The 21,231-nt window shown below is 42.1% G+C and carries 18 protein-coding genes and 3 pseudogenes; 9 read left to right on the plus strand and 12 right to left on the minus strand.

Annotated elements, in window-relative coordinates; genetic code table 11:
- Positions 1–291: 291 nt before the first annotated feature.
- From V7K73_RS12185 to V7K73_RS12210, 6 genes and pseudogenes are all read right to left on the minus strand, one after another.
- A pseudogene (locus tag V7K73_RS12185) lies at positions 292–1,013 on the minus strand (transposase family protein).
- Between the two features lie 206 nt (positions 1,014–1,219).
- Positions 1,220–4,387: an efflux RND transporter permease subunit gene (locus V7K73_RS12190; RefSeq protein WP_334880227.1), complete on the minus strand. Its 3,168-nt coding sequence runs from the start codon at positions 4,385–4,387 to the stop codon at positions 1,220–1,222.
- Between the two features lie 17 nt (positions 4,388–4,404).
- Positions 4,405–6,186: an efflux RND transporter periplasmic adaptor subunit gene (locus V7K73_RS12195; RefSeq protein WP_334880229.1), complete on the minus strand. Its 1,782-nt coding sequence runs from the start codon at positions 6,184–6,186 to the stop codon at positions 4,405–4,407.
- Positions 6,187–6,678: a heavy metal-responsive transcriptional regulator gene (locus tag V7K73_RS12200; RefSeq protein WP_334880231.1), complete on the minus strand. Its 492-nt coding sequence runs from the start codon at positions 6,676–6,678 to the stop codon at positions 6,187–6,189.
- A 375-nt stretch (positions 6,679–7,053) separates the two neighbouring features.
- On the minus strand, positions 7,054–7,545 hold the full coding sequence (locus tag V7K73_RS12205) for a FixH family protein (protein WP_334880233.1): 492 nt from the start codon (positions 7,543–7,545) through the stop codon (positions 7,054–7,056).
- 299 nt (positions 7,546–7,844) lie between these two features.
- Positions 7,845–8,069 carry a hypothetical protein gene (locus V7K73_RS12210; protein WP_334880235.1) on the minus strand — a complete coding sequence of 75 codons (225 nt, stop codon included), beginning with the start codon at positions 8,067–8,069 and terminating at the stop codon, positions 7,845–7,847.
- A 111-nt stretch (positions 8,070–8,180) separates the two neighbouring features.
- On the opposite strand from V7K73_RS12210, the gene V7K73_RS12215 reads away from it, so the two are divergent.
- From V7K73_RS12215 to V7K73_RS12225, 3 genes are all read left to right on the plus strand, one after another.
- Positions 8,181–8,573 (plus strand): hypothetical protein, encoded by a 393-nt coding sequence (locus V7K73_RS12215; protein ID WP_334880237.1) that lies wholly within the window; start codon positions 8,181–8,183, stop codon positions 8,571–8,573.
- A 149-nt stretch (positions 8,574–8,722) separates the two neighbouring features.
- Entirely contained in the window at positions 8,723–9,133 is a 411-nt protein-coding gene (locus V7K73_RS12220; protein ID WP_334880239.1) for a heavy metal-responsive transcriptional regulator, read from the plus strand.
- A 111-nt stretch (positions 9,134–9,244) separates the two neighbouring features.
- Complete coding sequence (locus V7K73_RS12225; protein WP_334880241.1) at positions 9,245–9,865, plus strand: class I SAM-dependent methyltransferase; 621 nt, start codon at positions 9,245–9,247, stop codon at positions 9,863–9,865.
- Positions 9,866–10,032: 167 nt separating this feature from the next.
- Here the strand turns inward: V7K73_RS12225 and V7K73_RS12230 are convergent, their stop codons facing one another.
- The 3 genes and pseudogenes from V7K73_RS12230 to V7K73_RS29860 all read right to left on the minus strand — a co-directional run.
- Positions 10,033–10,554 (minus strand): cupredoxin domain-containing protein, encoded by a 522-nt coding sequence (locus V7K73_RS12230; protein ID WP_334880243.1) that lies wholly within the window; start codon positions 10,552–10,554, stop codon positions 10,033–10,035.
- Between the two features lie 22 nt (positions 10,555–10,576).
- A pseudogene (locus V7K73_RS12235) lies at positions 10,577–11,455 on the minus strand (HAD-IC family P-type ATPase); the annotation flags it as partial.
- Between the two features lies 1 nt (position 11,456).
- Positions 11,457–11,558, minus strand: a pseudogene (locus tag V7K73_RS29860) (copper chaperone); the annotation flags it as partial.
- Between V7K73_RS29860 and V7K73_RS12245 the strand changes: the two are divergent.
- From V7K73_RS12245 to rppB, 5 genes are all read left to right on the plus strand, one after another.
- The gene (locus V7K73_RS12245; protein ID WP_334880304.1) at positions 11,515–11,670 is read left to right on the plus strand and encodes a hypothetical protein; all 156 of its coding nucleotides are present in this window, start codon (positions 11,515–11,517) and stop codon (positions 11,668–11,670) included. The pseudogene V7K73_RS29860 and the gene V7K73_RS12245 sit on opposite strands and share 44 nt — an antisense overlap.
- 670 nt (positions 11,671–12,340) lie before the next feature.
- A complete protein-coding gene (locus V7K73_RS12250; protein WP_334880247.1) occupies positions 12,341–12,820 on the plus strand; it encodes a DUF2808 domain-containing protein in 480 nt (159 codons plus the stop codon).
- A gap of 284 nt (positions 12,821–13,104) precedes the next feature.
- Positions 13,105–13,590: a DUF2808 domain-containing protein gene (locus V7K73_RS12255; protein ID WP_334880248.1), complete on the plus strand. Its 486-nt coding sequence runs from the start codon at positions 13,105–13,107 to the stop codon at positions 13,588–13,590.
- A 452-nt stretch (positions 13,591–14,042) separates the two neighbouring features.
- Entirely contained in the window at positions 14,043–14,747 is a 705-nt protein-coding gene (rppA, locus tag V7K73_RS12260; RefSeq protein WP_334880299.1) for a two-component system response regulator RppA, read from the plus strand.
- Positions 14,734–16,134 (plus strand): two-component system sensor histidine kinase RppB, encoded by a 1,401-nt coding sequence (rppB, locus tag V7K73_RS12265; protein WP_334880250.1) that lies wholly within the window; start codon positions 14,734–14,736, stop codon positions 16,132–16,134. Before rppA ends, rppB begins: the two co-directional genes overlap by 14 nt.
- 140 nt (positions 16,135–16,274) lie before the next feature.
- Here the strand turns inward: rppB and V7K73_RS12270 are convergent, their stop codons facing one another.
- The 3 genes from V7K73_RS12270 to V7K73_RS12280 all read right to left on the minus strand — a co-directional run bounded on the left by V7K73_RS12270 (position 16,275) and on the right by V7K73_RS12280 (position 20,312).
- Entirely contained in the window at positions 16,275–18,095 is a 1,821-nt protein-coding gene (locus V7K73_RS12270) for a heavy metal translocating P-type ATPase (protein WP_334880252.1), read from the minus strand.
- Between the two features lie 634 nt (positions 18,096–18,729).
- Positions 18,730–19,182, minus strand: coding sequence for a pyridoxamine 5'-phosphate oxidase family protein (locus V7K73_RS12275; RefSeq protein ID WP_334880254.1), 453 nt, complete (start codon positions 19,180–19,182; stop codon positions 18,730–18,732).
- Positions 19,183–19,223: 41 nt separating this feature from the next.
- Complete coding sequence (locus tag V7K73_RS12280) at positions 19,224–20,312, minus strand: response regulator (protein ID WP_334880256.1); 1,089 nt, start codon at positions 20,310–20,312, stop codon at positions 19,224–19,226.
- A gap of 280 nt (positions 20,313–20,592) precedes the next feature.
- Here V7K73_RS12280 and V7K73_RS12285 point away from each other — a divergent pair, with 280 nt between their 5' ends.
- Positions 20,593–20,946 (plus strand): four-helix bundle copper-binding protein, encoded by a 354-nt coding sequence (locus V7K73_RS12285; RefSeq protein WP_334880258.1) that lies wholly within the window; start codon positions 20,593–20,595, stop codon positions 20,944–20,946.
- Positions 20,947–21,231 lie beyond the last annotated feature (285 nt).

Genomic DNA, 21,231 nt, shown 5'->3' on the forward strand with positions numbered 1-21,231 from the left:
GGTTAAAGAGAAAAAGGAAAATAATAAACACCTTTCCCTTTACCCCGCTAAGTTCACGCAAGCGAACTACTAGATAAGGTATGGAATTTTGAGCATCTTGTAAAGAACTCTTGCATAAATATTTTGTGGTATGATTAGGGGTTATTCTAATTTCAATTTTTGGTGAAAGGTTATAAATTTTTTCCAGCAAGTATTATCAGGCGATCGCTAACTAAAAAAATGTCAGCAAACGTTGTTTCAGTTATTGATTAATTACTGAAATTATTCGATAAATTTAATTTTTCAATCTATTTATATGGCTAATTCGTGATTATAAATTCCCGCAATTAAATTCGACCTTAAGCCAAAACGTCGGTGAAGATTTCGATATCTATCAGACAAAATTTTAAAGATTTTTAGACGACGATTTACGTGTTCAACAGCAATTCTTAATCGATTGAGTTCTCGATTATATTTCTTTTGTTCTTTCGTCAACCTTCCACCTTTTGGTTTTTTAATCGGTGTTTCACTCAATTGATGAATTTTATTAATCCCTTTATAGCCTTTATCCGCTATGACTTTAAGTAATTATCCAAATTTTATCCCACTACTTTTAAATAGTCTAAAATCATGGATTCTCCCCAAACCATGCGCTAAACAGATGATTTCCAAATCTTCTTCAGATGAGATTTTCCATAATTCTTTCTTCCCAGGTAGACTAAACTTTCTTGAACTAATTAAAATCTTTTCAATTTTATAAACTGTTCGGCAGACTGCTGATTCTGACAACCCCCAGTCTAATCCAATATGATAATAAGTGCGGTATTCTCCGGAGGCGGAGCGTCTCCGGCTCCGCTCCAATATTGAATAACCATTAAAACTTTGTCTTCAATAATTAATTTAGGACGACGGCCAGATTTTTTTTTCTCATCAGCTTTTACTAACCCAACCATTTCCTGAAAGGTTCGACGACTTACTCCGGTAAGTCGTTTAAATTTCCTTGAAGTAAGCTGCTTGGCTCTCCAAAATTTCACTGCTAATTAAAGTCCCAATCACAAAGAAAGCAAAGTCTTTATCATATCATAAAAAACTTTTGCAAGAGTTCTAGTGTCTTAACGCCTGTATTAAGGTTCATTTTGACTCTCCATTACTTTGTCGAGCTAGTAGATTTTCTTGAAACTAAAGTCATTCTAAACCCTTTAGTTGAGTAGAGAGTCAAGTAATAAATTCAAAAATTTACTTAATGTTTCCTTATGTACTGCTTCTTGAAAATACGGGAAAATAACTGAGTTCCATCATCTACTATCGAATGCATAACAGGAATGACAATGAGAGTGAGCAGAGTAGAGATGCTTAATCCTCCCAGAATCACTGTAGCGATTGGTGAGTATGCATCCATTCCAGTATCCGGGAAAAATGCAAGTCGAATAATCACTACTAGAGTGATAATTACTGTCATCAAAATCGGCTTGAGTCTAATGGGGCCGGCTTCCAGAATAGCGACATCTCTAGGAATTTTCTGCCTGCGCTTTGTCAAAATTAAATCAATCAGCAAGATTGCTCCAGCCACATCAATTCCTGACAAAATGATAATTCCTAAAATAGAAACTGTGGAAAATGTTTGTCCAGCTAGCAATAAAGCTCCAAATACTCCCGCTAGTTCTAAGGGAATTGACAGCATCATGTTAAGCGGCTGGATGAATGAGCCAAACTGAACTACTAAGATGAGATAAATCAGTACGAGTGAAAGCACAAGCCCTCTAAGCAACCGAGCAAACTCAATCATCATGTCAGTCATATCACCCATAGAGTCCAAACCATATCCCGGAGCAAAATCAAGTTCAGCACCAGCTTGCATTGCCACTGCCATTGATAGATCCATAGAGGCGGGGCCGTGCTGACGATAAAATCCATTGACGTAGACTACCCGACGACCATTAACGTGTTCAATCAGGCTTGCTCCGTTACGATGCTCAAGAGTAACAACTGTATCGAGAGGCACTTGCTTGCCATTTTTTGTTGTGAGGTAAGTTGCAGCTAAGTCTTGAGCGTTCCCTCGGTCTTTCTGGTCGTAGCGCACTAGGATCGAATTCAGCCTGCGATTAGGCAAATTGTAGTACTCTTGAGTATATCCTCCCTGCAAGGCGTAGCGAGCTTGTTCAGCTATTTCTGCAACACTAAGTCCCAGTTCCATCGCGCGACGGCGATCAACTTTTAGTTGATATTCAGGTTGGGTCATTGTCGAGCTAGTGTGAGCCATTTTCAACCCAGGAGTTTTCTCGGCAATATGTAAAACCTGGTCAGCAAGACGGTGTAAAATATCTAAGTCCTCTCCATAAACTGCCAACTGCACAGGCGCGGCAGAAGTAGCCATGACATCTACCCCCATTGGTTGCATAGCAATACGTCGGATACCAGGAATAGTACGACGAGCAAGAGCTTCCACAGCATCAATCACTTGCCATATATCGCGGGTTCTTTCGCCTCGGTCTTTGAGAGTAACAATCATCGAGGCGCTGTTCACCCCACCCATGCTATAACCACTAAAATAAGTGCTGTTATTGGTTAGTTCAAACCCTACTTCTGAAGAGACTTTCTCGACTTCCGGCTGCTTTTGGAGAATCTGTTCAAACTTTTGGGCGATCGCATCAGTCTTGGCGAAAGATGTCCCTGCTTCAGCTTCCACACTTACCATAAATTGACCAGAGTCCGCTAAAGGCATCATCTCTTGACCCACAAAAGGGTACAAACTGTAGCCCAAGTAGATGAAAGCGATCGCCACAGCTAAAACTATGCCTCGATTTTTTAATGCCAAATCCAGCAGAGATGCATAGCTTCTTTCCAACCACCCAAAACCCTTACGAAATGGAGTAAGGAGTCTTGAGAGCAAGGTTTGCTTGTGTTCATCATGCTCGGAGTGAGGTTTTAAGAAGTAGGCTGCCATCAGAGGTGTCAAAGTTAGTGACACAATTAGGGAAGCTAACAAGGCATAAATAATTGGCCAAACAATACCGACAAACATTATTCCTGTCAATCCGCCAGCAAAAGTCATCGGAGCCAATGCTGCAACCATCACCGCAGTAGCTGCGGCGATCGCCAAAAATACTTCCTGTGTCCCTTCAATCGCTGCGTGAAAAGGCTTTCTACCCTGTTTCAGCTTGCGCTCGACTGATTCAATCACTACAATCGAGTCATCTACTAGCCGCCCAATCGCTAACAGCACGCCAATCAGAGTCGAAGAATTCAAGGACATTCCCATCGGCACAAACGGCAGAATCGACATTGCCAACGAGGTGGGAATGGAGATGAGTACCATTGCCGTTGCCCGAAAATCCTCCAAAAAAATCAAAATCACTAACCCAGCCAGGACTACGCTAATCAGCAACTCTGCAATTGTGCCTTCTTTGATAATCTCTACCAAATGGGAGTTGTCGTAGGCTTCTTTAAATTCAACGCCAGGATACTGAGTTTGGATACGCTTGAGTTCGGTACGGATGCGCTCAATCACTTGGGGAGAACTGGCATCCGGCTTTTGAATAATATTCACTCCCAGCGCTGCTTCACCATTGTAGCGATAACTACTACGCCGTTCTTCATAGGTATCTTTGACACTAGCTATATCTCGGACATAAACAATGCGATCGCCCTGATTGAAAATCGGATAATCTAAGACAGTCTGACTACCCAAAGCGCGTTCATCGCTACGCACCAAGATTTCGCGATCGCCTTTGGTTAGTACTCCAGCACCCTTGGAAACATTGTTTTGGTCGATTGCATCCCGCACCTGCAAAATTGAAAGACCGTAGGCTGCTAATTTTTCTCGGTCTACGATTATTTGCAGTTGCCGTCGGTATCCGCCAAAAATAGATACAGCCTGAACATCAGGTACTTGTTTAAACCGATCAACTAAAATATTGTCCGCAAAATCGCGTAGACGTACCGAGTCCCATCCTTCCCCCCGCAAAGCTAAGGTTAGAACTGGACGGTTGAGAGGGTCAATGGGTAAAACCCAGTAAGAACGTGTGCTGAACCCGTCGATAGTGATATCGCCTTCTGCTGATTTCATCACACTTTGCACGGCCCCAAGCGATCGCTGCATATCTTGACCCCAAGCAAACTGCACTGTCACTAGGGACATATCTTGCTGGGAACTAGAGCGGACAAAGCGCACACCGTCTAGCACCGTCATTCGCTGTTCGATTGGCTTGCTGATGTAAGTCTCTACTTCTTGGGGGGATGAACCAGAAGCCATTGTTACAATAGCGACTAGAGGACTTTGGAGGTAGGGCATCATCCGCACTGGTAGCTGAAATAGCGCCAGGACAGCTAGGGCAAGAATACCGACATATAAGGCTAACAAAATCACTGGGTTCTGGATCGACCAGCGCGGAATTGAACCGATTTTCATCTGGAAAGCTCCTGAACCTAGCGATTATCTAACGTAAAAGAACTGTTGCCAATTCGTGATTTGTCTTTGACTTTGGCAGTTACTTCCCACTTTCCACTCATACCCAAATAGGTATTGACTTTGAAACGACCTGATTGAGTATCAGCTTTTACTTCCACATCAGTAGACATGGGAGAGGAATTCTTCATTGGCATGGCGACGCTAACTTCTAAACCTTCAACTTTTACAGGCTTCTTGGTTTTAGAATCTTGGACTTCTAGAACCAGTTGATTATCACCAGATACTGCTTTACCTTGCGGGCTGACTAACTTTATTTGGGTGTTACCTTGTACAGCAGCGCTACTTAAGGAAGCGACTGGTTGACCAGAATCATCAACAGCTGCCACCGATGCATTTTCAATCAGTCTTTCCTGTCCCGAAGTGATGACCAAATCACCGGGTTGCAAACCGCTAGTTACCTCTGTGCGATCGCCACTGGTTAAACCTGTAGTGATAAATTTACGTTTAGCTGATTTACCTGCTATAACCCATACAGCTTGCTTACCTTCAGATTCAATCACTGCTGCTTGGGAAACCGACAAAGAGTTTGGTTTATGATCTGTAATAATTTGCATCTCCACAGCCTGCCCTGCCAAAATCTTCCCACCACGGTTATCTACAACTGCCTCGACTGTAACTGTGCGAGTTTCTTCCCCAGCTTTGGGAAAAATGCTTGTCACCCTACCTTTGATGGTTTTAGTGGAGTTGCCAATCACACGAGCCACAATTGGTGAACCAATTTCTACACCTGTTAAATTTTGCTGGGCAACATTTGCTTGGAGACGAACTTTGCTATAATCACCGATTTTGAGAATTCCCATCCCTGGCTGGACAAACACGCCAGGATCTGCCATCCGCTCTTGGACAATGCCTGTAATCGGGGATGTAATTATTTTGTAACTTTCTATAACTTTGAGACGGTGAATTTTTACTTGAGCCTGAGCCACCTGAGCTTGAGCTTTAGCTATCTGGGCTTGCATCCGTTCTAATTTAACTTTTGCAGCACCCAGAGCCGCCTTAGCTGATATTGCCTCGCTTTTTTGCCTGTCAAAGTCATTGCGGGCGATCGCTCCAGAATCTAATAAAACCTGCTCGGTTCGCTGTACTCTTGTCTCTAAATAAGTGGATTCGGCTGCCATCCGTTTTATTTCTTGACGTTGCTCATCCAGTTCTTTTCTACTAACTTGCTCATCAGCTTTGGCAGCCTGCATTTCCGTTGTTGCTTCCTTTACCTCATCAGAAAGTTCCGTTGCAGTTAGCCGAGCCAGCACTTGTCCTGCTTTTACCTTACTTCCTGGGTAGGCAGAGTATTCAGTCAACTGCCCGCCCACTCGTGGATATACAGTCACTTCCAGGTAAGGACGCACTGTCCCCGTATAACGCACACTTGCCTCCATTAAACCAGGCTGGATAGACTCGACCTTAACTGGGGTGGCATTAGAAGAGCCGTCCACGCGCATCATGTCTTCCATTGACATCCCTTTCATATCTTCCATCCCAGCCATAGAAGAAGAGGGTTTGAACTGCTTAGTTAGTATTGAGATGCCACCGATTAGCGCTGCAAGAACTGCAAACGTTATGACCATTTTGACTGATAAAATGGACTTTTTGATCGGCTTAATTTCAACTAAAGTTGTATCATTATTATTACTGAACTGTTTTGATGTTTCTTTTTCAAGGGAGGAGAGGAGAGCAAGCTTCTGTTCCTCATTCTCTGCTTTTCTGTGAGAGTTTTGATGCTCGTCAGTAGTTTCAGACATTTACTCTTCTCGCAGGTTATGAACAGGTATATCCCGACAAGCAACTTCCTCAATCATGCTACAAAGCTCTTTGCTGAATGGGTCGTCCAAGGGTCGGCTTGACCAGCGTTCTTGATATGCTTCTAGCTCCTCCTTCAGCGCCTTCATGCGATAAATCTGCTCCTCAAGATCAGCTATTTTCTTTTTCAGTAAGCCCCTGACTAGTGGGCAAGCAGGATCGCCGTGGGAGCGGACACCAACCACTTGTTGAATTTCCGAGAGGGAAAACTGTAAAGATTGGGCTTTTTTGATGAATTGCAGTCGCTTGATTGCTTCGCTATCGTAATAACGGTAGCCATTTTCACTTCTTTCAACTGGTGTTAGCAATCCTAAGCTTTCGTAATACCGAATTGTTCCCACTGCCACATCGGTTTGGTTTGCTAATTCACCAATTTTCAGCAGTTTTTTCGGGGATGATGCTTCACAACAAATTTGTTCCACTACAGCAACCATAGTTCTTTATTTCTACTACTATGTATTGCTCTAACCTTAAAGTCTATAGTCGGCTATAGAGTCAACCCCCAGAGTCAGAATTTATGTAAATTTTTCTCACAAAATTTTGTACTACTGACGAATTGTTATGTGTGTTATGGCGGTGTGCAGTTGAGTAAGATACAAAAACTTTGCTGAAATGATTTGACAGCAAGGACTTTGGTGTTCTCATCTAATTGATAACCGCTATAACTACGATAGTAAGCTTGAAACCAGATTTTACTTATAAATGTGCCTTGAATCTATGGAGACGGAATTTTAGTAGGGCGATGGAAGAGTCAAAAACTTATACCTAATAGTTTCTACAAATATGGACTTTTAGAAACTTTAGCTCAACTACTTAACGGCTACATTAAAGACAGCGCTGGCAGCAGGCTGGATATCTTTAAGGTTTACCTTCAGTTGCCAGTTGCCACCATAAGGTAGACTGCTTTGAATTTCAAACATACCAGGTGAAGGTGCTGACTTGACTTGTGTTTTTGCAGTTCCTACTCCTTCCATCCCCATTGCCTTCATTTCTTGCTCAGACATAACCATTTCAACCGCTACATTTTTGACAGCTAAAGGCTTACCACTCTTGGCATCTGTAACGTTCAGCATCAGAGTACTTTTTCCAGTTTTGAGGGGTGTAGCTTCCGGATTTAGGGTCATGCGAGCTTCTCCCGTTTGGGTAGCAGGTTCAATCACCTGGCCGCCTATCGTGGTTTTTGAGGAAGAGACAGTCGGATTATTACCTGAATTATCTACCTGTTGTCCATTACTACAGGCCCCTAAAGAAATTACTCCCATGCTTGCTAGAACGATTAAGAGCCACTTGAAAGATTTCATGCTATTTATTTCCTCACAGACGGTAACGCTCAATTTGAGAATACTTAAATAAGTAAATTAGAGCAATGTTAAACCCTCAAGTCAGCTGTAGAGTCAAGTAGATATAGGCAAGAATTTCTCTTAATATTTCATTGCAATATCTCTGGATAGGACTGTCACCTTAAGCATCGTTAAGTGGAAGTCAAAGAATAAATTTAGAAAGTAGAAAAGGGTTGACTCTCTAGTCCACTAGAGACTTCAGAATGAATGAGTAAGGCAAATTCCTGGTGGAGGGGGTAAATGAGCAATCGTAAAGATAGTTACGCTAAGGCTGTAACCCTTGCTGGGTAAGCATTCTGCCAATCGATATTTTGAGCAATTCTCAATGTACCAAATAACCTATAGGTTATTTGGTACAGTTTTTTTGTACGGCACAGTAAGGATTTGAGGCTTTTAAATTTCAGACAGATCAATTGGTACAGGTGATCGGGATATTGAAAACAGCTCATCAATTCCTTAGCGTAACTTTCTGCACGGTTGCTCATTTCACCCCCTCCTCCTGGTGGGATTGATTGTCGTAACACTCAACTTTGTCACGAGTTAGAACACACAAATTGTCCAGATAATGATGGGTAGCATAATAAAATAGCGGTGAGATGAGAAAGTTACTAGCTAATTGGGTAGTATGGATTCTGGCTGCACCAGAGACGAATTTGTTTTTGTTTTCTTTCCTGCTTCATTTTGTTTATGAAGTCTGGCAGTCACCTTATTTTGACTTTTATAAAATGCCTTCGTTAGCAGATAAAGTCAACTACATTACTCATTGCACAGTAGGAGATGGAATTATTACAGTCATCTGTTACTGGCTCATTAGCTGGTGGTGCAGACGCCACTGGATTCTCAGACCAACATGGAAGCTGACTATACTCTTTACTGGCTTAGGATGGCTCTATACATTCGCTTCAGAAATCTATCGAGTACATATCGCCAAACTTTACGGTGTTTCAGCCTTAGCTGTACCAGGTGTCGGGATTAGCTGGTACCCTTAGTACAATGGGTAATTTTACCGCCTTTAGTACTATCTTTTGCTCGACGGCATATGCTGGGTTATCGAAATAGCTCATAATGTTGGTTTTTGTCAAAATATATATAAAAAATTCAGGATAAACAACAATTAAATCAAATTTGGGAGTGTAGTATGTTAACCCACGATACAAAGCTGCTTTTAATTGGTCAGGTAACAGCTTTAAGCGGAGTTCCTATCAGGACAATTCGCTATTATGAAAGTCTAGGTCTACTCAATTCTTCTGGCAGAACTGAGGGTGGCTTCCGACAATTTTCGTTAGATGTGCTTACCCGTTTAGCATTTATTAAACGGGCGCAAAATCTTGGTCTTAGTCTTGAAGAGATCGGAGATATTCTTAATATATATGATCAAGGAAAACTCCCTTGTGGTGAAGTTAAACAAAAGCTAGAAGATAAGGTAAATGAAATTGATCACAAGATTGAAGAGCTATTAACTTTAAGAGATGAACTAACAGGTTTACTCTCAGGTTGGGATAATTTTACAGGTAAACGAAAGGATACGATATGTCCTATCATTCAGTAAGTAATCAAAAATATTAAAGCAATGCTGAAACCTTGATGATCGCACAGGCTACTATGAAGTCGTTATACTTAAGTATGTATTTTTGCTTATGAAAGAATCTAGAGTTTCCGTATGACCGAAACTAAAGTTCGCAAACAGTACGATCGGTTGGCAGCAATATATGACCAACGCTGGAGCAATTACATTGCTAATACTTTGTCATTTCTCAAAAGCTGGGCACAGATATCTCCGTCAGATGTTGTACTGGATATCGCTTGTGGGACAGGGGAATTTGAGCGGCTAATTTTAATTGAACAGCCGATGCAACAGATGGTTGGGGTAGACATTTCAGACAAGATGCTACTCATGGCTAAACAAAAATGTTGTAACTACCCTAATGTCTCGTTTTACAACGCACCAGCCTCAGTATTACCTTTTGCAAGTAACAGTTTCGATGTGGTCATATCTGCTAGTTCGTTTCACTATTTTGATGAGCCTGACGCTGCATTAGCAGAAATGAAAAGGGTTCTGAAGCCTGATGGTAAATTAGTGATTTTGGATTGGTGCAGAGATTATTTATTGTGTCAAATATGCGACATCATTCTGAAAGTTTTTGATCCAGCATACAAGCAGTGTTATTCCCAAGCTGAATTTCATCAGCTACTTACATCCGCAGGTTTTAACATTTGTCGCGCTAATAAAGTTCGTTTCGGGTTGATATGGGGATTGATGGTAGCAACAGCTAGTTGCTGAATCAAAAGTTTTTCTGGTTTGAGAACGATCGCTTGTAAGCTGTTGCCTTTTTAATTTGCACAAATAGCATTGCCTTTGTTTTTAATCTTTAGTCCCCGCCTAATAAGAAATTCAGCTTCATTTTGTATGTTTCGAGACATAATTATTAAAAGGTTATTGTTACCTTTCTATTGAACTTCCACCACACCACGAAACATATTCATCCCACAGGTAAATTGATATTGACCTGGTTTGGAAGGTGTAAATTCAATGGGAGTGACATGATTGAGAGCTAAATCTTGAGCAATATGAAAATCAGGTAGTAACACTTTCTCCAAACAGCTACTGGGGTCGCGGCGAAAGAAATTTAGCCGTACAGGTTGACCAGATTTTACAATCACACGAGAAGGTTCATAGCCTCCATCTACATTAATTGTTAGCTCTTGTATTCCTTGGCTGGAATTAGCTTTTGTAGCTTTATTTTTACTGAATAGAAACCACCACAGTTCCAATCCAATTAATCCTAAACCGCCCAAAGTAACGCCGACTTTTAATGCTAGTGGTTGCTCAATACGGCGAAATTGACTGGTCTGCTCTGATGAATGTACGGGCATTTTGGTTGGTATTTGTGCTGTTGCTACGCTTGATGCTGTACCAAACAGAAGTGCTAACCCGGCAATGCTCCCAAAAATCTCACTTTTATTGAACATTTGCTAAATTCCTCCATAATTATTAGATATTTTTGGGGTGAAAGTTACGCAAGCGTAAGGCATTCGTAACAACAGAAACGGAACTAAAAGCCATCGCCCCACCGGCAATAATTGGGTTGAGTAACCAGCCAAAGATCGGAAACAAAACTCCAGCAGCAATGGGAATCCCAGCAACGTTGTAAATAAAGGCAAAGAAGAGATTTTGGCGGATATTCTGCATAGTGGCACTGCTCAATTGAATTGCGGTAACAATACCTTGCAAGTCTCCAGAGATCAGGGTGATATCACTGGCTGCGATCGCTACATCCGTTCCAGTTCCAATTGCAATCCCCACGTTAGCTTGAGCCAGTGCTGGCGCATCATTGATGCCATCACCCACCATTGCGACAATTTTCCCCTCTGCTTGCAATGCCTGTATTTGAGACGCTTTTTGGTCAGGTCGAACTTCTGCAAATACTCGTGTGATCCCAACTTCACTAGCGATCGCTTCTGCTGTTTTGCGATTATCCCCTGTTAGCATAACTACCTCTAAACCTAACTTTTGTAGCGTTCTCACAACTGCTACTGAAGAAGGTTTAAGTGCATCAGCAATTCCCATCAAGCCTTGAATTTGACCATCTACGGCAATTAAAATAGCTGTTTTACCAGCAGCTTCCAGAGAGGCTTTACCCTCTTGAAGGGTACGGGTGTCGATATTTAATTCTTCCATCCAACGCTGAGTACCAATTTGTACCAAGTGGTCTGAAACAATCGCTTGGACACCACTCCCAGCCATCGCTTCAAATTTCTTAGCCTCTGTCAGTTCCACTTGCTGAGATTGGGCATACCTAACCACCGCTTCAGCTAGTGGATGTTCTGAATTTCGTTCTACAGATGCTGCCAATTGCAAAAGTTTTAACTCCTACTAAGACGATTTTTGTTTTTGGGTCTGCTTGAACCGTAGCAGTAGGATCAACTGACTTGACTGCTTTAGTAATGGTGTCTCCACAAGCAGAGCAAGCCATATTAGGAACTTTTAGTTGGAGTGTCATCGCGTTAAAAACCTTGAACTTGGATAGTAAAAAGATGGAGTTAAGAAAATCAGGAGTTGAAGACTTAAATAATTTATGGCTTTAACTTGCAGGATAACCAGAGTTAGCGACACCGAATAGCCCGTCGTAGACATCGCTACGCCGATCAAAGGTATCGCTTCTTTGATTGCTGTTTTAGATGGCGTAACTGGAAGTACACGAACTGTTACAGCTTTAGATTGTCTGAAATGTCTACTTCATGAATTTATCTTAGACTCTCTAGCTGGCTGGAGAGTCAAGGGATTTTGCCAAATTCTTTTTAATGGGTTCAAAAATATCGCATGAGATATGCCCAAAGCATCTGCGACGAGAATTGCACCTGTATTTCCCTATTAATGAGGCTTGGGGAGTAGCGATCGCAGTCACGCAGGCATTCTAAACAAGCTTGAATGCAACTTTCAAGCCTTTCAAGGATAGATTCGTAGTTGTAGTCAGAATTTTCTCCTTAACTAAATAAATGAATCAGTTATAAAGCTGTAGTTATACTTCTAATAATTCACGTTAGGCTATTGTTTGTGTAAGAGCATCTATCTAATGATACAATGCTAATTTCTTCCTAATGAGTTGCCTAAATTTCATGCTGATTTCATTTAGGTATGCGATTTATTATTTCATCTTAATTTCATAGTGACCTGTCAAGCTGGTTTTGTAAAGGTTCATTCGCTAAGAATAAATCTGCAATCTAGTTGACATAGTTTCTTAATTTAACAGTCAAGATGAAGAGAACACTAATTTATGCTGCCGTATGTAGTGTAGCTACCGCAGCTCTGATTTATGCTGGCTATGCAAATGCGAAAACGGATAATAATAAGGTTACTAATATTGAGAAAAATTTGCAGTCTATTCCTGCTGGCTGGCAACTTGTTAAACAAACATTCCAGTTACACATTCCTAAAAATGGCAACGCTCTTTCCGAGCTAATTATTGACGTTCCATCCACAATAGCTGTAAGTAATGATATTGATATATTGGATGATAAAGGTCAAAAAATTAAAATTAACATCTCTGTAAATAGTAGAAGAATTATTATAGATTTTTCTGAACCAGTTACTTCTAGCACTACTAAGTTGCAAATAAATCTTAACAAAGTGCAACAACCAATTCTTGGTTCTACCTCTATCTACCATCTTTCGGCTAAAGTCGTTGGTAATGACGTAGAGATTTCTATAGGTGAAGCTCAAATTTCTTCATTTTAATTTATTTGTAGATTTTAATGATAACTGCTGAAATTTCATCTTGATTTCATTATGACTTGTCATGCTAGTAGGTAGAGGTACTATACCTCTTCAGCAAAAACATCACCGACGATTTGAACTTGATAAGGGCAAGCTAACTACCTACTTTTCCTGAGTAATGGCTGTATAAAGGGGGTAGTTAAATATAGCTTTGCCAAGTTTTGATCTATCTATTAAGAGCAGATTCACTCACAATGCATGAACCTGCACTTTAGCTAACGTGTTTAATTATTTTGGAGATAAATATGAAGAAGTCATTGATTTACGCCATTGTATTGACTCTGAGTAGCACAGCTATTATTGCTCCTAGCTATGCAAGTGCTAGAACAGATGATAGTAGGGTTCCCCATATTGATGGAAATTCACAATTCCCTCCCACACGCTGGGGAATTTTTAGACATACTTTCCGTTTACACGTTCCCCAAAATAGCAAAGCTGTTACCCAACTACTTGTCAAAGTTCCAGACAATGTAACTATAAGTAATAACATTCAGGATATCGATATCGTGGATGAAAAGGGGCAGAAAATTAACACTAATATATCTGTCAACGGTAAAACAATACTACTAGCTTTCGCCGAACCAGTTGCTCCTAACACTAAGTTTGATATTGACCTTAACAAAATAAAAAGACTAAATCTTGGTAATGGTTCTGTCTACAGCCTCTCAGCTAGAGAGGTTGGAATTGATGCAGAAATCCCCATAGGTGTTGCTTGGTTTCGTACTTACTAATACAACCTTTTTTCACTAACAAACTATCGAATTTCATTGAGATTTCATCTAATTTTAGTTAGAGGGAAAAAGCTAACTTCATTTGCATATCAACTAATTAACGGCAACAAATTTTATAAATGTTCTTGAGATAGTTGGAATTTCATCTTAATTTCATATTTACGTGTCAAAATTATTATTGACTCAATAGATATCTTCCAAAACTTAGTTTCTATAACTCCTCAAACTAAGTTCACACCCTATTATGGCAAGTTATCTACTGAGTCTTTTCTATTTGATTATGTATCGTTAAGACCCTAGCCTGCTGTTAGGTATTGTATAGTTTAATCCTAATTTTTAATAATTTCATCCTAATTTCATAAACTTCTGTCAACCTATTTATAGGGGTATTCGTGTTGCAAACTATTCTTACATCACAAGTTTACAATGAACCTTTAACTACTCAATTTGATATGAGGGTGCTGCTAGTCGAAGATGAGCCGGATTTAGGGGCTGCTATCAAGCGCACCTTAAATCAACAAAAGTACTTAGTTGATTGGGTAATGGATGGTAATGAAGCATGGGCTTACTTAGAAAATAGTTCGGCACAATATACAGTAGCAATTTTTGATTGGATGCTTCCAGGAATTACTGGTTTAGAATTGTGCAAAAGACTGCGTTACAAAGTAAATCCTCTTCCTATCCTGATGCTAACTGCTAGAGATAGAATGGAAGATAAAGTTACCGGACTAGATGCGGGTGCTGACGACTACTTAGTGAAACCATTCGGTATGGTAGAACTACTGGCACGATTGCGGGCTTTGCAGCGTCGCTCTCCGCATTTCCAACCCCAACAATTGACTGTTGGTAATTTGACTTTAGATTATGGTGACAGTACAGTTGTAAGACAAAATACTACGGGTGAACAGCAAAGGATTCCTTTAACTAATAAAGAGTTCCAACTGTTAGAGTATTTTATGAAGCATCCTAAGCAAATTGTTACTACCGAACAAATTCGTAACCAGATTTGGGAAGTTAATGCGGAATCTAGTAGCAATGTAGTGGCGGCGCAAATACGTTTATTACGTCGCAAACTCAACAATAGCGACTGTCATAACTTGATTGAAACTTTGCACGGAATGGGATATCGTCTTAATTTCAACAATGAATCAGAATAAGCTGTTTCGACTCACCCGTATTCGTTTGGCTTTGTATTATGCCATCGTTATGGGTTTAATTTTAAGCCTATGTGCTTTCGGTTTTTATCGAGCAGTGTTCCATGCCCATGTGGTGGCTTTAGACAGTGAAATCGAGTCTGTAGCGGGGACGCTGCACGACAGTATCGAACTAAAACTACAGTCACCTGGACGTTTGGAACCATTGGCACATCAGTTATTCCCAAATATAGATAACTGTGGAAATGGAGCTACTAATTGTATTCAACAAGAGTCGCATTCTAAACGCCATCTTCTTGGTATCGTTACTAAAACTAGTTACTATATACGTTTTTTTGATATTTCTGGAAAATTGATTGCTAATGCTGGTTACTATCCAAAGGGATTACCTGATGTTTTTAATCAAAAAACTTGGCAATTTCTCAAGGACAGCAAAGGCAAAGATTACCATCAAATTACTCTAGCACTGCATACCCAAAACTATCAAGACTGGGGATATATGCAGGTGGGGCGAAGTTTACAAGAGTTTAATCATTACTTGGATAGTGTGAAATTAGTTTCGGTATTAGGGTTGTTAATTGCAATGGTTATGATTGCTGGTGCTAGTTGGTGGCTATCAGGATTAGCTATGCAGCCAATTTATCAATCCTATCGACAAATTCAACAGTTTACAGCAGATGCAGCACATGAATTACGAACGCCTTTAGCTGCAACAGGTGCAACGGTGGAGTCAGCACTTTTAATGTCCCAAATAGACGAAGAAGAAGCACGGGATATTTTGCAAACTATACAGCGTCAGAATCAACGGCTAACGGCTTTAGTTGTTGATCTATTAATGTTGGCACGTATAGATAGACAAACCCAAAATTTACAACGTGAAATTTGTTGCCTAAATGATATTGTTAGCGATTTAGTTGAGGAATTTGAAGCGATCGCAAATGCCGCAGAGGTAAAGCTGACATCTTCAATACAAGTGCATCAACCTCTGAATATTATAGGTAATGCTGACCAGCTTTATCGCTTGTTTTCTAATTTAATTGTCAATGCAATTCAATACACACCCAGAGGAGGGGAGGTAACAGTTTTCTTAGATTGTAACGACTATAATGCTGTAATTAAAGTTCAAGATACAGGCATTGGTATCCCGAAACACGAACTTCAGCGAATTTTTGATCGCTTTTATCGAGTGAGTAGCGATCGCTCCCGTAGTACTGGCGGTTCTGGATTAGGATTAGCGATCGCGCAGGCAATTATTCAGTCACACCACGGCAGTATAGATGTGCAAAGTAACTTAGATGAAGGTAGCACTTTCACTATTAAGCTACCTTTTAATATACCCCCACTTAAAACCGTTCGCTCTATTTACCCATTTAAAATGTTGTATCGTTAAAGACAGATGCTTACAAAAAACTTTTTAGTTCAACTCTACCCTGATTAGGGGTGTGAGTAGTTTTGAAGCAGCGAAATGGCTTCTGGATCTAGGAGGTAACTTATATTACTCCGTCTCGATTGAGATTTATTCTGATGTACTCATTCACCCAAACGAATGCGACGTAACAACATGGCATTAATTGAAACAACGACCGTCGAAACGGCCATCAAAATTGCGCCTATTGCTGGTGTTAATAGAATGCCGAATGGGTAGCCAACTCCTGCCGCTAAGGGAATGGCAACAACGTTGTACCCAGCTGCCCATAACAAGTTCTGAGTCATTTTCATGTAGGTCGCTTTCGCAAGTTTAAGCGCGTAGCTGGCATCCAGAGGATCGCTTTTAACCAAGATTAGATCGGCAGACTCGATCGCAACGTTGGTTCCCGCCCCGATAGCGAGTCCCAAGTCTGACTCGGTTAAAGCCGGTGCATCATTAATGCCATCGCCCACAAAGGCGGTCGGCTTCTCAGCTTTGAGCTTATGAATCAGCGCCGCTTTATCTTGTGGTAAGACACGAGCATAGTAGCGATCAATCTTCAAATCCCCAGCAACAGCCTTAGCAACTGCTTCGGCATCGCCTGTAATCATGACCACCTGCACGTCCATCTTCTGTAATTTCACAACCGCTTCTCGTGCAGATGGTCGCACCTGGTCTGCTAACCCAAAGAGGGCGAGAACTTGCTTGTCGTCCATCAGGACGATCGCGCTTTCACCACGAGATTCACGTTCTTGTAGTCCCTTTTCCAACGCTGGCGGAAACTGCAATTTCAATTCCTGAACCCATTCTGGTCTGCCGACCCGATAATGCTGACCGTCTACTACGCCTTCAACGCCCTGACCGGGAACTGCTTTGAAGTCACTGGCTTTTGAAAGCTGGAGTTTGCGATGGCTGGCTTCTTCCACGATCGATTGTCCGAGCGGGTGTTCTGATAAAGATTCTAGGGAAGCAGAAATGCCCAAAGCTTTTAACTCATCTATACTATCCGTATAAATTCGTTGCACGCCAAAGTGTCCTGTCGTCAATGTTCCCGTCTTATCGAAGGCGATTGTTTTAATGCTTTTGGCTCGTTCAAACGCTTCTCGGTTTCTCACCAGGATGCCATTTTTAGCAGACATTGCCGTAGCATTGACCAGCACTAGGGGAACCGCCAACCCTAACGCATGAGGACAAGCAATCACCAATACAGTAACCGCACGGCTCACTGCAAAGGTTAGATCATCTGGTTTAATCGATAGCCAAACGATGAATGCTAGGGTAGCGATCCCGATCGCGATGAAAGTTAGCCAATAGGCAAGTCGATCGGCTAGTGATTGAAATTTACTTTTAGATGTCTGCGCTTCTTTAACCATACGCATAATCTGGCTCAAGGTTGTTTGATCGCCGGTACGAGTCACCTTGATTGTCAGCGCACCCTCTCCATTGACCGCTCCGGCGATCGCTTCATCAGGGGCTTTTTTGACCACCGGGCGCGACTCTCCCGTGAGAAAGGATTCATTGACGTTAGAAGTACCCTCGACGATCTCACCATCGATTGGGACTTGTTCGCCAGGACGAATCAGAATGATATCTCCCTCAACTAATGCGCTCACTTGGACATCTTCTGTCTTCCCATTCACCTGCTTGTGAGCGATAGAAGGGACTAACTTCGCAAGTTCTCCTAGCGCATTGCTGGCTCCCTGCACAGAAGCCATTTCCATCCAGTGACCAAGCAACATGATATCGACCAGGGTTGCCAGTTCCCAGTAGAAAGAGTCTCCCTTCAAACCTAAAGTCACTGCCACACTGTAGACAAACGACACGGTGATGGCTAGAGCAACCAGAGTCATCATGCCAATTTTACTGCGGAGTTCGTAGTAGGCTCCCTTCAGAAAAACCCAGCCACCATAGAAATAAATAATCGTTGCGAAAATGGGAATCACCCACTTCGCACCTGGAAACTGGATGGCTTGATAATTCAACCAGGTCTGAAAGATTGGCGAAAAATAGAGAATGGGCAGCGTTAGCACCAAGCAGATAAAGAAGCGTCGTTTGAAAATCTCTGGGCTGTGTCCAGCATGTTTATCGTGCCCGGCGTGTTGATCATGCCCCGCGTTTTGATTGCGTCCCTCTTGGTTGCCGTGTGGATCACTGTCAGGCGAATTCTTTTTAACTTGCTTTCCGTGTTCATCGTGCCCAGCGTTTCCTGGCTTGGGCTGCGTTTGTTGATGATTATGGTGATCGTGGTTCACAAATGAATCCTCCTGGTTTGCTGCGATGTCTTGACTATCAGATTTTTATGATGATGAAACTAAGGCGAAATTTTCGAGAGTTACTAAACTTCTATGCCCCAAGACGCTTGGCAAGTCAGGCATATTGGTAGGCTCACGCCAGCTTAAGATACAAATGGCAAGCGATACCTTCTCTACGAGACGCTCCGCCTAGCAAGATCCCCGTAGGGGTACGGTGAGCTTTCCTGCAGAACGCTGCGCGCTAAGCGAAGCCATGCCGCAGGCTTTACGCTAACGCAGAACTCAAATCAGCCTTCAGCATAATCTTGTCCAAAATCTTCGATTTTCACTGACTGCTGATGCCATCAGTGGTGCGTCCACTCATCTCACTGGGATGGATACGGTAGAGCGCCATAACCTCTGCACGACCCCAGGCATCAATCCAGGTGCGATTAATCGCGGGCGAAAGCGTTGGGTTTTGCGTTTTGACAAATTGCATCACGCGATCAATGTCTTGCTGAAGAGTGATGTGTTCAGCGCGACCATTCACAAGAACGCTGCGCCAGTGCAGCAGATCATCCTGAACTTCTTCGATCTGTAAGCAAACTTCTGGATTTGCATCCATGTACTGAGTCTTCATTCCGACCGTTGTGAAGATATATATTGCTGAGTCTCTGAGGTAATAGTGCATAGGCACAACATAGGGATGTCCTTCACCCACAAAACCTAAGTGCCCATGTCCTACTTTATGCAAGAGATCCATAATCTCTTTTGTGCTCATTTCATCGATATCTAACATTACTGTTCTCCATCGCTGATTTCATAATTATCGTTCGCCACTTAAACTGTCTGATACACAAAACCTTCCCCAATGCCAGAATGCGCGCGATCGATTTCTTGACGCAGGGCAGTCACCAGTTCGTAAAGGCAGAGGGTTTGATCCGATTTCAAGGATTCGTTGACGCGTAGCAGTTGTTCAATTTTTTCAGCGATTCGAGAGCCTTCGGGCAACCCAAAGGTCGCAAGTGAGCCTGATAGGGTGTGAGCTTCCTGAGATGCCTGTTGTTGAATATCTGGACTCAGCATCTGTTGCATCAAAGCGGCACTCGCTTGCTCCAGAATTTTGACCTGTTCATCTACTCCAGTTTTGAAGCGATCCCAAACTTTGGATAAGGCACTGAGGGTTTGTTGTTGAATCGGTTGAGTCGCTTGATAAGACGTGAATTTATCCGTGCTGATTGAATCGGCGATCGCTTCCAAGGGTTTAAGCCGATAACCCAGCCCATAAACCGTTTCAATCAAATCTGTGGGAGCGCCGACCCTCCTAAATTTCTGCCGTAGCCCTTTAATATGAGTTCTTACAGCATCTTCGCCAGGAGTCTCCTCATAGGCCCAGAGTTGATCCAAAATCACGCTGTAGGTAAAGACTCGACGACCATTCCGCAAAAAAAACTCTAGTATCGAAAACTCCTTGGGACTTAAGCATAGAGGTTGCCCTGCATAAGTGACTTCACGACTTGCCAGATCAAACCGCAAACTACCCCACTCCAGCACAGATTGAAAAGCTGTTCCTTTGCGACGCAGTAAGGCTCGAATTCCAGCAATCAATACCTCATGATCGAGCGGTTTCACCATGTACGCATCGGCACCTGCATCTAGCCCGATCGCTTGATCGTGACCACTGCCTCGCCCTGTTACCATCAGAATTGGCATTTTATAGCTCTGCGTTCTGATTCTACGACAGAGACTTATTCCATCTAAATGAGGGAGCGTAATATCTATCAGTAATAAATCATAGTCATAAACGATAATCAGTTCCCAAGCTACCTCTCCATCCTTAGCGACTTCAACCGTGTAATTTTGGTTGCAGAGAATACGAGCAAGTATCTCAGCATTTGCCTCATCATCTTCTACCACCAAAATTTTCATAGGGCTAACTCCTTTACAGGTTGAGCGCGGTAATCACGGAGTCCGCATACTTCTATCTAAAATTAACGATAATTGGAGATGATGAAATCAAGATGAAATTAAGTACTAATCGCCTAAAATCTAGAAAAATCTTTCTAAAGACATAAACCTTGAATCGCTCATAAGTTTCTCATAGTCTGGGTTTAGCTTGAGAGACAGAAGAACTCTGTTATTCCTCCACCTTGGTTGAGGGCATAACAATTTGCTCTTCATTGTGTTGATTCTTTAGGAGCTTTAAGCCATGACAACTACTCAATCCCGTCAATCTCTGCTAGAGACATGCATTCAAGATTGCCTCGATTGTCTTCGTGAGTGTGAGTACTGCGCGACCGCTTGCTTAGACAGTGACATGGTGCAGATGATGGCTCAGTGTATTAAGCTATGCCGCGATTGTGCCGATACCTGCGATATTTGCGCCCGCTTCATGGCTCGTAATTCTGACCTGCACGCTCAACTGTGTGCGATTTGTGCAGAAGCCTGCGATCGCTGTGCGGCCGAGTGTGAGAAGCACGACCACGACCACTGTAAGAAATGTGCTCAAGCCTGCCGTCGTTGTGCTGAATCTTGCCGTCAGGTGGCTAAAGCAACGGCATAAAGCTATTTAAATTTACCGCCTTGGCTGTTGCATGAGTGAGCGTGTCTTGCTTTGCAGCAGCCAGCATTGTGTGCTTTGCGATTCAGAGACATTTGAATTTTCGATTTCTGAGTACGGCTCATACCAAATTATGGAACTTCTAAGTTGATGTGCAGCTAAATTGCATAACACGAAAACGTAAATTATTGTAGTGTGGGCATCTTGCCCGCATCGCATATACAAATTAAATACGTAACAGCTTACTTGATGGCAGCATGAAAACTACATCGGAAACCAAGGTACTTA

The organism is Nostoc sp., assembly GCF_036916975.1.
In the GTDB taxonomy this organism is placed as follows: Bacteria; Cyanobacteriota; Cyanobacteriia; order Cyanobacteriales; family Nostocaceae; genus Nostoc.

Excerpts from the sequence above, each read along its gene's own strand:
- V7K73_RS12190 (WP_334880227.1), bottom strand. The coding sequence starts at position 4,387 with ATGAAAATCGGTTCAATTCCGCGCTGGTCGATCCAGAACCCAGTGATT.
- V7K73_RS12195 (WP_334880229.1), bottom strand. The coding sequence starts at position 6,186 with ATGTCTGAAACTACTGACGAGCATCAAAACTCTCACAGAAAAGCAGAG.
- V7K73_RS12200 (WP_334880231.1), bottom strand. The coding sequence starts at position 6,678 with ATGGTTGCTGTAGTGGAACAAATTTGTTGTGAAGCATCATCCCCGAAA.
- V7K73_RS12205 (WP_334880233.1), bottom strand. The coding sequence starts at position 7,545 with ATGAAATCTTTCAAGTGGCTCTTAATCGTTCTAGCAAGCATGGGAGTA.
- V7K73_RS12210 (WP_334880235.1), bottom strand. The coding sequence starts at position 8,069 with ATGAGCAACCGTGCAGAAAGTTACGCTAAGGAATTGATGAGCTGTTTT.
- V7K73_RS12215 (WP_334880237.1), top strand. The coding sequence starts at position 8,181 with ATGAGAAAGTTACTAGCTAATTGGGTAGTATGGATTCTGGCTGCACCA.
- V7K73_RS12220 (WP_334880239.1), top strand. The coding sequence starts at position 8,723 with ATGTTAACCCACGATACAAAGCTGCTTTTAATTGGTCAGGTAACAGCT.
- V7K73_RS12225 (WP_334880241.1), top strand. The coding sequence starts at position 9,245 with ATGACCGAAACTAAAGTTCGCAAACAGTACGATCGGTTGGCAGCAATA.
- V7K73_RS12230 (WP_334880243.1), bottom strand. The coding sequence starts at position 10,554 with ATGTTCAATAAAAGTGAGATTTTTGGGAGCATTGCCGGGTTAGCACTT.
- V7K73_RS12250 (WP_334880247.1), top strand. The coding sequence starts at position 12,341 with ATGAAGAGAACACTAATTTATGCTGCCGTATGTAGTGTAGCTACCGCA.
- V7K73_RS12255 (WP_334880248.1), top strand. The coding sequence starts at position 13,105 with ATGAAGAAGTCATTGATTTACGCCATTGTATTGACTCTGAGTAGCACA.
- rppA (WP_334880299.1), top strand. The coding sequence starts at position 14,043 with ATGAGGGTGCTGCTAGTCGAAGATGAGCCGGATTTAGGGGCTGCTATC.
- rppB (WP_334880250.1), top strand. The coding sequence starts at position 14,734 with ATGAATCAGAATAAGCTGTTTCGACTCACCCGTATTCGTTTGGCTTTG.
- V7K73_RS12275 (WP_334880254.1), bottom strand. The coding sequence starts at position 19,182 with ATGTTAGATATCGATGAAATGAGCACAAAAGAGATTATGGATCTCTTG.
- V7K73_RS12280 (WP_334880256.1), bottom strand. The coding sequence starts at position 20,312 with ATGAAAATTTTGGTGGTAGAAGATGATGAGGCAAATGCTGAGATACTT.
- V7K73_RS12285 (WP_334880258.1), top strand. The coding sequence starts at position 20,593 with ATGACAACTACTCAATCCCGTCAATCTCTGCTAGAGACATGCATTCAA.